Source organism: Rhizorhabdus sp., assembly GCF_018006725.1.
Lineage (GTDB): Bacteria > Pseudomonadota > Alphaproteobacteria > Sphingomonadales > Sphingomonadaceae > Rhizorhabdus.
Genome location: NZ_JAGMXV010000014.1, coordinates 15,793 through 28,609, shown reverse-complemented (window position 1 = coordinate 28,609; position 12,817 = coordinate 15,793). Strand labels below are relative to the sequence as shown.

Here is a 12,817-nt window from a genome sequence, read left to right as displayed (position 1 = left end):
TTCGCGGAACCCGAAAAGCATAAGGGCGCGGCAAGAGAACGGCGTCTTGACTGCCGACCCCCTGTCGCGCCTGCTGGCGACCGCTGTTAAGAGCGTTTCGCCGTCCGGGCTTCCACGAGTTCTACCGCCCGTTGGACGGCCGCCTCTATACCGAGATCGCTGGTATCGAGCAAGTCGGCATCCTCGGCCTGGCGCAGCGGTGCGGCTGACCGCCCCATGTCGCGTTCGTCGCGGGCGAGGATATCGGCAAGGACCGCGTCATAGCCCACCCCCGTGCCCATCGATTCCATCTCGCGAAAGCGGCGCTGCGCGCGCACCTCGGGACGGGCGGTGACGAACAGCTTGGCGTCGGCTTCCGGCGCGATCACCGTGCCGATATCGCGTCCGTCGAGCACCGCGCCCCCCGTCTGTCCGGCAAAGACACGCTGCCGTTCGAGCAGCGCTTCGCGCACTTGGCTGTGCACCGAAGCGAGCGAGGCCGCGCGGCCCGCCGACTCGGTCTTGAGTGCCGGATCCTCCAGCAGCGCCGCCTCGAAGTTGCAGCCGCGCAACGCATCGGCCGCATCGGCCGGATCTCCGCCGGCGCGCATCACCGACACACCGACCGCGCGATAGAGCAGGCCGGTGTCGAGATGCGGCAGGCCGTAATGGCGCGCGAGCGCCTTGGCGATGGTGCCCTTGCCCGAAGCCGCCGGGCCGTCGACCGCGATGATCATGCGACTTCGGCGCCCAGGGCGGTCATCAGCCCCGTAAAGCCGGGGAAGCTGGTCGCCACCGGGCCCATGTCGTCGATCGTGACCGGCGCCGACGAGACCAGCCCCGCGACGGCGAAACTCATTGCGATGCGATGATCGAGCCGCGCGGCGATAGTCGCCCCGCCCGGCAGCTTGTCGCCGCCGGTACCGTCGATGATCAGCCCGTCCTCCAGTTCCTCGACCCGCGCGCCGATCGCGCGCAGCCCTTCGGCCATCACCGCGATCCGGTCCGATTCCTTGACACGTAGTTCCTCCAGCCCGCGCGCCACGGTGCGGCCCTCGGCCAGCGCCGCCGCGACGAACAGAATCGGATATTCGTCAACCATGGAAGCGACGGTCTCGACCGGGGTCTCGATCCCCTTGAGCACCGAATGGCGCACGACGATGTCGGCGACAGGCTCGCCGCCCACCTCGCGCTGGTTGGCGAAGACGATATCGCCGCCCATCATCCGCAGCACGTCGAACAGCGCGGCACGGGTGGGGTTGAGCCCGACATTGGTGACGGTCACCTCCGATCCCGGAACCAGCAGCGCCGCGACGACGGGGAAGGCCGCCGAGGACGGATCGCCCGGTACGACGATATGCTGCGGCCGCAGATCGGCTTCGCCCCGGATCGAGATGAGCCGCGCGCCCGCGCCGTCCTCCTCGACCGTCAGTTCGGCACCGAAGCCGCGCAGCATCCGCTCGCTATGGTCGCGCGTCGCGATCGGTTCGACCACGCGTGTAATACCCGGCGTGTTGAGACCCGCGAGCAGGATCGCCGACTTGACCTGCGCCGAAGCGACCGGGAGCCGATAGTCGATCGGCACAGCCGGACAGAGCCCCCGCACCATCAGCGGCAGGCGTCCGCCGGGGCTAGCGCTGATCTCGGCGCCCATCAGGCCGAGCGGTTCGATCACGCGGCCCATCGGCCGCTTCGACAGCGAGGCATCGCCGGTGAAGGTCGCGGTGATCGCATGGCTGGCGACGAGGCCCATCAGCAGGCGCGTCGATGTTCCCGAATTGCCCATGTCGAGCGCGCCTTGCGGCTGGAGCAGCCCACCGACGCCGACACCATGGATGCGCCAGGCATCGTCCGCACCGCGCTCGATCGTCGCGCCCATCGCCCGCATCGCAGCGGCGGTGGCGAGGACATCCTCCCCTTCCAGCAACCCTTCGACGCGGCTTTCGCCGATCGCGAGCGCGGACAGCATCAGCGACCGGTGCGAGATCGACTTGTCGCCGGGAACGCCGGTGGTTCCGCGCAACGGGCCGGGGGCCGAGAAGCGTGCGGGGCTTGGATGGGGGCCGTGCATAGGCGCGCGCTTTTGACAGCGGCGCCGGGCTATGGCAAGGCGCCCGGCGTTTCGGCCTTCCATTGACTCGGGCGGCCGCGAAGTTTCCGCAATGTCGACTGGAGTTTCTAAACCGTGGTGAAACCTGAATGGGGCACCAAGCGGACCTGCCCGAAGTGCGGCACCCGCTTTTACGACCTGGAAAAGGACAATCCCGTCACCTGCATCGAATGCGGTGCGGCCTGGGAGCCTGAACCCGTCCTCAAGTCGAAGCAGCCGCTGCCGTTCGACGCGCCCAAGAAGGAAGGTCCCGAGCCGAAGGCGGTCGACACCGACCTGTCCGACGATCTGGACATCGACGAGGACGCCGAGGAGAATCCGGACGACGACGTCGATCTGGGCGGCGACGACGATATCGGCCTGAACACGGCCGACGACGAGGACGACAACTGATCCGCGCGCCGGGGCGGCCCCCTGCGGCCCGCCCCGGCGGCGATCGTCATAAAATAGCGCGCGATGCGAAAAGGGTCTTGCGAGGCCCTCGAAGCTGACCTAAAGGGCGCGCTCCGCCGCCGGGCCCAACCGGCGAGCGACCGAAATGGCACGGGGCCGTAGCTCAGCTGGGAGAGCGCTGCAATGGCATTGCAGAGGTCAGGGGTTCGATCCCCCTCGGCTCCACCATTTCCTTTTCCCACAAATTCCAAAGATGCGCAGAACCTGGCAGCTCGTCACGGGGCTATGCGCGACCATCCTGCGAATCCCTCTCCCTTGCTCCTCCGAACGCGCGTACATCTTGCTCTCAGGACCGGCAGAAAGCCGGCTTAGACATAGGAGAGGATGCGATGCGGCCGTGCATGGAGAGCACCGATGCAGGCGCGTAATCCGAGGATCGTCTTTCAGGACGCCCTGCCCCACTGGGCCCCGAACACCGCCTTCGCCCAGATCGTCAACGCGGGATCACTGATCATCCCGGCGGTCGAGATCTTCCTGAACAAGGTGATGGCGCGCGCCCTGAGCGAGGTCGCGGCCCCCGCCACGCGGCGCGACATCGAGATTTTCATGTCCCAGGAAGGTAATCATTATCGCTACCATCGCCTGTTCAACAAAACGATGTGGGCGCGCTACCCCGAACTGCGGGCGTTCGACGCGGAGTTGACGGCGGAATATGAGGCGATGCTCAAAACACGGTCGCTCCGCGACTGCGCCGCCTATTGCGAAGGGTTCGAGTCGCTGGGCCTGATCCAGGCCGAGTTCTTCTTCGGGCATGTCGACGATCTTCTGAAAGGTGCCGACGCACGCGTGGTTCGTCTGTGGCAATGGCATCTGGCGGAGGAGTTCGAGCATCGCTCGGTCTGCTTCGACGTCCACCGGCAATTGGGTGGCGACTATCTGAGCCGCGTCCGGGGTTTCGCTTTGGCGGCGCGACACCTCGGTCAATGGGGCAAGCGGGTTTCAGACCACCTGATCGCCTGCGACACGGCGGCGCTCGATGCGGCAAGCCGTGCGCGGCTGAACGCCGAGGAACGGACCTATCGCCGCCGCCTCCTGCGCTTCTCGCTGCCCCGGATCCTTGCCATCCTGTCGCCGGCCTATGATCCGGGCGGCAAGGCGGCGCCGCGCGGTTCCATCCGGCTACTCGAGAGCCTGACCGCGTCGTAGCGATCGACATCCGCCCCGCAATTGCCTTGCCAAGTAGCCGCAAATTGGCGCATTAATTACGCCAGCGGGAACAGGGGACATCTATGACGAAGCACGAAAAACAAGCGGACGTGGCCCAGCCCGATGCGTCCAAGCAGCCTTGGGCTACGCCACAGATGACCGAGGTGGATGCGGTCGCAGCTACGCTGGCGGGCGGCGATGCGGTAGCCGATCAAGACCCCAATCGGGTATCCTGATCCCGGCCTTCAGGCCGAGTAAGCTGCTACGCGGCGAGCCAAGCTGCTCGCTGGCAGAATCAGGCAGCAGAGTCAAAATTGGAACGGTACATGACAAAGCAGGTGAAGCAGGACTTGCACCCTGTCGGGACCTTAGGTCGACACAACCAAACTCCCCTGGATTCCGCCACAGATGACCGAGGTGGATGCGGTCGCGCTTACGCGGGCGGGCGCCGGCACGATTGGCGATACCGATACCAACGAGCTGTCCTGACCGCCAACATTCTCTATAGTGCCCTATAATGCCCTTTGTGATCGATAACAGAGGGCCAGCCCGACATGGCGGACAATGAGGCGATGATCGACGGATTATCGGCGCTGCTGCAGCCCGAGAAAGTCGATTCCTTCCTCGCGGCATTTGCAGAAAAACGGCCCCTGAAGCTGCGCACGTCGCGCGACGATTTCGCGCACTTCTTCCCATGGGCGGAACTGAACCGCTGCGTCTCCATGGACAGTCTCATGTCCGGGCGCGTCAGACTGATGCGGGCAGGACGGGAAGTTCCCATCGATCTCGTGAGCAGGAGAAGGGACAGCGGCGAGCGCGTGCTGCTCGCCGAAGCCCTGCACCTTCTATGCGATCAGGGGCTGAGCATACAACTCATCGGACTCCACAACCTGAGTTCGAAGATCGCAGCCCTCACCGCCGCGCTCGAGCGCGAATTGCGCGCAGACATGCAGGTCAATGCCTATGCCAGCTTCACCCGCGGCGGGGCCCTGCCACCCCACTCCGACGAGCATGACGTCCTGATATTGCAGATCGACGGCAGGAAGGCGTGGAAAGGCTATGGGGGCGCGGAGGCCCGACCCCTCAAGGGCGGGATTGCGAGGATCGAACAGCCTTCGTGGGTAGAGGAACTCCAGCCGGGTGACCTGCTCTACCTGCCGCGTGGCGAGGTCCATCAGGCGGCGGTCGTCGGAGAGCGGTCGCTGCATCTGACGATCGGCATCCATACTCTCAAGGCCTGCGACAGCCTTTCCTGGCTGCGCGAGCGCGGCATTCAGGACATCCTCTTTCGCGAGGATGTATCCCCGCAGGAGCCGGACGCGGCCGCCGCACGGCGGTCGACGGGGATCAGGCAGGCACTCCATGCGCTGGTCGATCAACTGGACCTTGGCGACATGCTTGCGGATCGGGATCGCCGGGCGGCCCCGTTCAGACCGTTGAACCTGGGCTTCTTCGGTCCGCTCGCGCCGCGAAGCTGGGTCTGTCCATCATTGCGGCGCTGTCCCGACCTCCCCTCCGAGGGCGGCGCGGAGATCGAGGCGGACGGGATCCGGATTGTCCTGGATTCTGCCGAACGCGCGCTGCTCGTCAGGCTGCTCGAAAGCGGAGGAAGCCGCGTCGATGCCCTGCTGCAAGGACCGGAAGCAGAAACCACGGAACGGGCATTGTCCGGGTTGATACGCAAGTCGCTGCTGTTCGTTCTGGAAGACTGAACGAAGCAAGCTCCGCTGCAATCCAACAAAGTTCAGGCGTTGCTGCCACTGGCTTTGCGCGTGAACAGGCCCGTCGCAAGCCCGCGCATGAGCTTCAGGTGATAGCGGTAATAGGAGGCGCGATCGGCCGGATCGGCCTGCTCCAGCGTCTGCGCCAGACCAAGCAACGTGTCGACGTCGACCACCTCGTGACACGCCCGGGTCGCCGATTGCCGCTGAAGCTCGTCGACCAGAGGGCGCTGCGCCTGCAACTGCACGCTCTTCCAGTCGGATGCGGCCAGGCCCCTGTGCCGGTCCTCCCAGATCGGCTCCGGAACACGGCTTCCGAATGCCTTTCGATACAGCCATTTCGGCTGCCCCTCGCGCAGAAAGATGTCCGCCGGCGTGGCGAGACAAAATTCGAGCACGCGTCGATCGCCGGTCGGATCGCGCCGATCGATGCGGAAGGCCGCGCGAATGGCGGAGTTCATCGGCGCGGCGTCGGTTCGACCCCACGCATGCCGGAACCAGTCCTGCCAGGACAGAAGGCGGGGGGAGAGCGCATCGGCGAGCCGCGGATCGTCCGGACCATCATAGCCCAGTTTCTGGAGCGCGGCCGGCGCGATGGGAAAGAGATCGGCATAGATCGGATGCCTCCGGAGATGCCTGATTGCCCCCGGCAGGCGTGACGTCAGTGCCCTCCGAACGACTGTGTAGAGGCGATACTCCGCCCTTTCCGCATAGCCGTTCCGGCGGAGGCGTCCCGTTTCCGCGAGGAGCTTTCCCCAGCGCGCCCGTTCCGCCATCTCCGACAAGGCGTGCTGGCCGGTATAGCTGATCCCGAAATTGCCTTTGGTCCCGACGAGGACCGTCGAATTGCCGCGTCTCGCCGCCAGCGCATAGCCCAGACACAACCAGGCCGTGTTGAGCGGATTCATCACCGGCTGATCGGCATAGCCGGTCAGCCGCTCGACCTCTGCCAGCAGGTCGGCATCGGCCAGATGCACGAATTCATGGTCGATATTCGGGTGGCGCGCTGCAACCAACGCCGCAAAAGGTCCTTCGTCGAGGCGGGCGTCCGCCATATATTGCCGGGGAACGTCGGATCGCGGCACGTTGGTTATAGCGGTCAGCCGCTCCCCGCGGGCCGCGAGGATCGGCGCGGCGCTGGTGGCGACGGCGGCGCTGTCGAGCCCGCCGCTGAGCAGAAGGGCATTACCGCGCACGCTGCGCAGACGTGCTTCGACGGCCTGGTCCAGAACCGATCGCAGCCCCTCGACATAGTCTTCCGGCCGCGACAGGCGCAGAGGCGAAATGGCTTCCGGTCGCCAATGGCGCCGCACATCCACCCGGCCATCGGCGTGCACCCGCACCAGATGCCCCGGTTCGACGCTCGAAATCTGTTCGTAGAAGCTCCGCCCTCCCCCGTCGGACTGCAGCAACTGCCAGCGCGCGAGCCGGACGGTGTCGAGCCCGCGCCCAATTGCTGGCAGCGACAGCAACAGGCTGGGCATGGACGCAAAGGCGAACCAGCCCTTGCCACGGTGATAATGGAGCGGACGGGCGTCGCCATGGTCCCGGGCGATCAGAAGCGAGCGATCGCGCGCATCCCAGACCGCAAAGGCAAAGTCGCCGACGAGACGGTCGATGGCGGCCTCCCCCCACCGCTCATAGGCGGCAAGAAGCACATCCGCGTCGCTTCTGCGAGCCATGTCCGGGGGCGACAGGGCGAGCGCTGCGCCGAGCTCGCCGCGATTGTCGAGACGAATGTCGGCCACGAGAGTCACTATCCCGCCCGCGCCGAGCAATGGCTGCCGATCGAAACGATCTTCCGGCAGGAGCCGCAGCAACGCAGCCCCCAGCGCGACCTCTCCACCATCCCAAGTGCGCGCCTGATCGGGACCAAAAGCGCGGGCCACCTGCTGCATCCGTTCGCACCCGGCATGCGCTCCAGGTCGACCGTCGATATGCCAGGCTCCGTAGATCGCACTCATGACCGGCTCCTGCCGCAAACGGCGTCATCGCCGAAGGACGGCCGCGCCTTCTGCACCAGACGCAGTGCTTCCAGCCGATTATAAGATTCGCGCACCACCGCCTCGACGATGCCTTCGAGCGCAGGATCGCAGGGGTCGATCCGGGGCGCGGCGGCCTTGCCTCGGTCGGCCTCCTTCACGTTCGTGCGGGCCAGGACCTTGAAGCGCGCTACCAAATCGTCTGCCGGGCTCATCGCGAAATGACCGCAGATGGCAGGCACGGAATCCGCGAGCTCGGCATAGTTCACGAGCATCCAGTCGCCCATCGGATCGCCCTCGACCATTTCGGCGATGACGCTCATCCCATCCGCCACTGTCCGAGCGATAAAATTCCATGCGCCCTCCGCACCAGCATGCCGCCCCCAAATCGGCGGCCGGGCGGCGAAGGAGGCAAGTGCAGCGAGCGGCTCGCGGTACAGATAGAGCTTGGGGACGCCCGGCCACATGGTCTGAAATCGCACTGCCTCCCTCGTCGTCCAGCTCGACATCTTCACGATGAGCGGGCCGGGATCTTCGCCAAACCCGGCCGGCAGGAGGTGCATCAGATGACGCAGCGCCGCCTCACGCCGCGGCCATGGAAGGAAGCGCCAGAACCCCGTCTCGCTCAGCACGTCATTCAGTGCGCCGGGCTCCGAAACGACCCGGCTCCACTGCAGGCGTGCCAGGGCGACGGCAAGCAGCGTCGATCCGCATCTGCCCGCATGGAAGATCAGCCCGTCGGGAGCCGATGCGTCCGCAAGGTCGAGCGGTGGAATCCGCCGGCTGGACAGTGGGCGCTGCAAGGCGCGGGCTGCCGCGATCTGGTCGAGCTGGAACGGATAATCGCTGCGCAGCCCGGCAATGTCGATCTCTACGATTTCCAGTCCTTCGCCGATGGGGAAGGCCCTGACCGGGATCGGGCGGACGACCGTCTCGCGCTCAACCTTCGACACGGATGACATCGCGGGCGATCGCCCGGTCGAGAAACCGCATGGCATCGCTCTCGATGATCGATCGGTCGGCATCATATTTCAGGCATAGCCGGTCGACGAGAGCCCCCACGTCCAGTGGCGTTTCGATGAGTCGCCATATCTCTGAAGCGACGTGGTCGAAGCTGATATAGGATCCGTTCGCGACGTCGAGCATCACGATTTCACCGTCGACCTCCGACCACATGAAGTCCGGATTCCGGCTGAGCACGCTATGAAGGGCTGCGGTCTCGGCTTCCTCGGGCATGACGTCCGGATATCGAAAAGCCGTGCGATTGAAAATGGGATGATGTTCGATGAAGTCTTTCGGCTCGACGCAACCATGCGGCGAGCGGACATCGCGACGGCGCTGCATCCCATCCTTCGGCAGGGGGCAGTCCACAGCCGGCCAGGCGAGGCACCGGAAAGAAATCCGGACGGATTCCAATGAAAAACTTACCGGAAAGTCGAAGGGTCTGGGAACATTACTTAGCCGCTTCAAGGCATTACATTAACCACCGGAAACTATCGGATAGCGTGGGCATATTCGAGGAGCTGGATATGATCCGATGGTTTGTGGCGGATGCGCCGATACGGTCCAAATTCAATGTCATGGCAGGCAGCTATGTCTTTCTGGCCGTAGCGGGAATGGGCGCGGTGACTCTGTCTGGAGCGACGCCCCCGCTGGCGCAACTCGCCATGATGGGAGCGGTCGGGCTCGCGACGGTTTCGCTCACCTTTCTGTACAAGAAACTGATCTGCGATCCTTATGTCACCACCGTGGTGCGCATGGAGGGGCTGGCAGCCGGTGATCTCAACAGCGAAGTCCAATTCACGGATCATCGCGACTGTGTCGGGCGCATGACAAAAGCCATGGCGACTTTCCGCGACAATGCCGTGCAGGTGCAAGCCAGCGCCAAGGCCGAGATGATCGCCCGGGAAGCGCAACGTACGGTGATCGGCGCGCTGGCCGATGCCTTGGGGGCGCTGGCCAAAGGCGATCTGACGATCAGGCTCAACGAGATCTTCCCGGCGGATTATGAAGACCTGCGTGAGCATTTCAATGCTGCCATCGCGTCGCTGGATGCTGCGCTTGCAGCGACGAGCAACGCGACGCAGGGTGTGCACACCGGGGCGCAGGAAATTCAGAAGGCGTCGGACGAGCTTGCACGCCGCACCGAAATGCAGGCAGCCAATCTTGAAGAGGCGTCGGCGTCGGTAGGCCTCATCACATCCACCGTCGCAGCGACCTCCGCCGACGCCGCCCGCGCAGACGTGGCGGTTGAACAGGCCCGCAACGAGGCGATCCAGGGCAGCAGGATCGCGCGCGATGCGATCGAGGCGATGAACAGCATTCAGGGCTCGTCGCGCGAGATCGTCGAAATCATCAACGTGATCGACGGCATCGCTTTCCAAACCAACTTGCTCGCGCTCAATGCCGGCGTCGAGGCGGCTCGCGCCGGAGATTCGGGTCGCGGCTTCGCGGTCGTCGCGAGCGAGGTGCGCGCCTTGGCACAGCGGGCAGCCGAAGCGGCGAAGGACATCGCAGGCCGCATCAACGGCAGCGTTGCGGAAGTGTCGAATGGCGTGCAGCTGGTATCGGCGGCGGGCGCCTCGCTCGAAACGATCAGCAACAGGATCGCTGATGTCAGCGCGCTGGTCTCGACGATCGCCCGGGCGGCGGAGTCCCAGTCAGCGAGTTTGGGTCAGGTCAACGCCGTCGTACTCGAACTCGATCAGGTCACGCAGCAGAACGCCGCGATGGTCGAGCAGGCGACCGCAGCAGCCTCCTCACTCAACGACGAAGCAGGCAGCCTGATGGGTACGGTCGCCCGCTTCAACGTCGGCGCGCCGCGTCACCGCAAGCCGCAAGCCTGGGTTGCCCCTGCCTCCACCCCCCGGCCTGTGCGCATGCCGGCCGTCAGCAGCAGGGCGGCGGCAGCCGTCGCAGTCGCCGAGGACTGGCACGAGTTCTGACCCCTCATACATTGATATCAGCACCCCCTTTCTTCCCCGGCCGGCTCGGTCGCGACACGGTTCCCTTGCTCGTCGCGACCGGCCTCGAACCGGCCCCGGCAAGCCGGGCGTCAGATGATCCATATCGGCGAGATCCGCGCTGGCGCGGACCTCGCGGCCGTGCATGATGCATCCGATCGGCGGCACCGGCCTAGACTGACCGGGAAGGCGAGCCGATGCGGAGGATGCCGATGTCGTTGACGCTCTTTGCCCACCCCTTCTCTTCCTACAGCCAGAAGGTTCTCATCGCGCTGTGGGAGAATGACACCTCCTTCACCTATCGCCACATGGAAGAGCCGGGCGCCGGCGAGGAATTGCGCGCGCACTGGCCGATCGGCAAATTCCCGCTGCTGGTCGACGGCGACCAGGCCATCGCCGAGACGAGCATCATCGTCGAGCATCTGGACCTGCACCATCGCGGGCCGGTCCGCTTCCTGCCCGACGATCCGGTGGCGGCTCTGGAGGTGCGACTGCTCGATCGCGTTTTCGACAGCTATGTGATGAACGCGGTGCAGGGTGCGGTGAACGAGTCGCTGCGCGAAAAGCCCGACCGCCTCGACGAGGCGAAGCGCGTTGCTGGGGCCGCGCTGGATCGTGCCTATGGGTGGATCGAAGCCCGGATCGCCGGGCGGTGCTGGGCAGCGGGCGACGCCTTCTCGCTCGCGGATTGCGCGGCGGCGCCGGCGCTCTTCTACGCCGACTGGGTTCATCCGATCGCACAGGCCTATCCCGTCCTGCGCGCCTATCGCGCGCGACTGCTCCAGCGGCCATCCTTCGCCCGCGCGGTCGAGGAAGCCCACAAGTACCGGCATTATTTCCCGTTGGGCGCACCCGACCGCGACTGAGGCCGGATCGGGCGGCCCCGCGCTGCCCCTGCTTCGCCACCCGTCGCGCAAGGACTAGCCACGCCTCACCGCGCCCTATAAAACAGACATGCATGTTTGTATTTTTCGAGTCCTGTACGGACCGGGCGATGCAGAGCAGCGGCGCAGACAGGAGCAGGATGTCGGCGCCATACCTCGTCCGAAGCGGAAAAATATCCGCCGGGCGCTATCAGGAGATGGGTGCATGACCGAAGACGGCCAATATGATTATCGCCTGACCTGGCCGGTCAATCCCGAGGCGCCGGCCGACAGCTATGAGGCCAAGGCGCCCTATGTCGACAATGGCACCGCGCCGATCTCGCCCGAGCGCTATTATTCGGCCGAATATATGGAAGCCGAACGTCGGCTGCTGTGGCCGCGCGTCTGGAACTGGGCAGCGCGCGAGGAGGACATAACCGACGCGGGCGACTATGTGACCTTCGAAATCGGCCGCGAGAGCTTCATCATCACGCGCGACGAAACCGGCGCGATCCGGGCCTATGCCAATGTGTGCCCGCATCGCGGCAACCGGCTGGTGTCGGACGAGGAAGGGTCTCGGCCCGGCGGCTTCACCTGCCCGTTCCACAACTGGAATTTCGGCCTGGACGGAAAGGTCGCGCGCGTTACCGACCGCGAGACATTCCGCCCCGAGGCGCTGTGCCGGTCGATGGACCTGGCCGAGGTCCGCTGCGAGAGCTGGGAGGGCTTCGTCTTCATCAACATGGACGAGAATGCCCCGCCGCTGATCGAGACGCTCGGCCCGCTGCCCGCCCACGCTCGCCCCTATCGCCTGAAGGACATGCGGATCATGCGCCGGGTGCAGGCCGTGTGGGAAGCGAACTGGAAGATCGGTGTCGACGGCTTCAACGAGGCCTATCATGTCCACGCGATCCACCCGCAGATCCTGCCGGTGTTCAACGACTATAATGCGCAGATCGACCTCTATCCCAACGGCATGAGCCGGATGGTGACCAAGTTCGCGACCGAAAGTCCGCGCATGGGCCAGGAGGGGCTGAACGCCGGGCTGCGGGCGACGATGATCGAGGTCGGGCTCGACCCCGACACTTTCGAGGGCAGCAAGGGCGATGTCCGCAAGGCGATCCAGGCGGCGAAGCGCCAGCGCGCCGAGGCGCTCGGCCTCGACTATTCGGGCTTCCTCGACAACCAGCTGACCGACGACTGGAACTATGCGATCTTCCCGAACATCCAGATGGGCATCCATCCGGAGGGCGTGTCGATGCTCTATTTTCGCCCGCACGCGACCGACCCGCGCAAGTTCATCTTCGATGTCATCGTCATGATGCACCCGCAGGAGAGCCCCGAAATCCTGCCGCCGGCCTATATGGGCCTGCCCGAGGGCTGGGACATTTCAGGCCGGGAAAAGGCCGAAATCCAGCATATCGACTGGCGCGAAGGCGGGTTGGGCGAGGTGTTCGACCAGGACAGCAGCCTCTTCGCCGAGGTCCAGCGCGCGATCGAAAGCCGCTTTTTCCGTGGCTCCATCCTGTCCGAGCAGGAGCAGCGCATCGGCCATTTCCATGCCGAGCTCGACCGCTACATGACGGGCAAAGGCTGACGC

12 protein-coding genes and 1 tRNA gene are annotated in these 12,817 nt (G+C 65.2%); 8 read left to right on the top strand and 5 right to left on the bottom strand.

Annotation, left to right across the window (positions count from 1 at the left end; all coding sequences use genetic code 11):
• Positions 1-86 precede the first annotated feature (86 nt).
• The gene (gene cmk / locus KAY22_RS04005; protein WP_296620291.1) at positions 87-716 is read right to left on the bottom strand and encodes a (d)CMP kinase; all 630 of its coding nucleotides are present in this window, start codon (positions 714-716) and stop codon (positions 87-89) included.
• Positions 713-2,050, bottom strand: a complete 1,338-nt coding sequence (gene aroA / locus KAY22_RS04000) for a 3-phosphoshikimate 1-carboxyvinyltransferase (protein WP_296620289.1) — start codon at positions 2,048-2,050, stop codon at positions 713-715. Before aroA ends, cmk begins: the two co-directional genes overlap by 4 nt.
• 114 nt (positions 2,051-2,164) lie before the next feature.
• Here aroA and KAY22_RS03995 point away from each other — a divergent pair, with 114 nt between their 5' ends.
• The 5 genes from KAY22_RS03995 to KAY22_RS03975 all read left to right on the top strand — a co-directional run bounded on the left by KAY22_RS03995 (position 2,165) and on the right by KAY22_RS03975 (position 5,400).
• Positions 2,165-2,482, top strand: coding sequence for a TIGR02300 family protein (locus KAY22_RS03995; protein WP_296620287.1), 318 nt, complete (start codon positions 2,165-2,167; stop codon positions 2,480-2,482).
• Between the two features lie 152 nt (positions 2,483-2,634).
• A tRNA-Ala gene (locus tag KAY22_RS03990) sits at positions 2,635-2,710 on the top strand.
• Positions 2,711-2,896: 186 nt separating this feature from the next.
• On the top strand, positions 2,897-3,688 hold the full coding sequence (locus tag KAY22_RS03985; RefSeq protein ID WP_296620285.1) for a metal-dependent hydrolase: 792 nt from the start codon (positions 2,897-2,899) through the stop codon (positions 3,686-3,688).
• A gap of 83 nt (positions 3,689-3,771) precedes the next feature.
• Complete coding sequence (locus KAY22_RS03980; protein WP_296620283.1) at positions 3,772-3,924, top strand: hypothetical protein; 153 nt, start codon at positions 3,772-3,774, stop codon at positions 3,922-3,924.
• Between the two features lie 318 nt (positions 3,925-4,242).
• A complete protein-coding gene (locus KAY22_RS03975; protein WP_296620281.1) occupies positions 4,243-5,400 on the top strand; it encodes a cupin domain-containing protein in 1,158 nt (385 codons plus the stop codon).
• 32 nt (positions 5,401-5,432) lie between these two features.
• On the opposite strand, the gene KAY22_RS03970 is transcribed toward KAY22_RS03975, so the two are convergent.
• Genes KAY22_RS03970 through KAY22_RS03960 form a run of 3 tightly spaced genes read right to left on the bottom strand, consistent with a single transcriptional unit; the run spans position 5,433 to position 8,735 of the window.
• A complete protein-coding gene (locus tag KAY22_RS03970) occupies positions 5,433-7,373 on the bottom strand; it encodes an asparagine synthase-related protein (RefSeq protein WP_296620279.1) in 1,941 nt (646 codons plus the stop codon).
• A complete protein-coding gene (locus KAY22_RS03965; protein WP_296620276.1) occupies positions 7,370-8,344 on the bottom strand; it encodes a hypothetical protein in 975 nt (324 codons plus the stop codon). The genes KAY22_RS03970 and KAY22_RS03965 overlap by 4 nt, the downstream gene beginning before the upstream one ends.
• The gene (locus KAY22_RS03960) at positions 8,331-8,735 is read right to left on the bottom strand and encodes a PqqD family peptide modification chaperone (protein WP_296620274.1); all 405 of its coding nucleotides are present in this window, start codon (positions 8,733-8,735) and stop codon (positions 8,331-8,333) included. The genes KAY22_RS03965 and KAY22_RS03960 overlap by 14 nt, the downstream gene beginning before the upstream one ends.
• A 185-nt stretch (positions 8,736-8,920) precedes the next feature.
• Here KAY22_RS03960 and KAY22_RS03955 point away from each other — a divergent pair, with 185 nt between their 5' ends.
• The 3 genes from KAY22_RS03955 (at position 8,921) to KAY22_RS03945 (ending at position 12,814) form a co-directional block, all read left to right on the top strand.
• A complete protein-coding gene (locus tag KAY22_RS03955; protein ID WP_296620271.1) occupies positions 8,921-10,336 on the top strand; it encodes a methyl-accepting chemotaxis protein in 1,416 nt (471 codons plus the stop codon).
• A 230-nt stretch (positions 10,337-10,566) separates the two neighbouring features.
• On the top strand, positions 10,567-11,220 hold the full coding sequence (locus KAY22_RS03950; RefSeq protein ID WP_296620270.1) for a glutathione S-transferase family protein: 654 nt from the start codon (positions 10,567-10,569) through the stop codon (positions 11,218-11,220).
• Positions 11,221-11,443: 223 nt separating this feature from the next.
• Positions 11,444-12,814 carry an aromatic ring-hydroxylating dioxygenase subunit alpha gene (locus KAY22_RS03945; protein WP_296620268.1) on the top strand — a complete coding sequence of 457 codons (1,371 nt, stop codon included), beginning with the start codon at positions 11,444-11,446 and terminating at the stop codon, positions 12,812-12,814.
• Positions 12,815-12,817 lie beyond the last annotated feature (3 nt).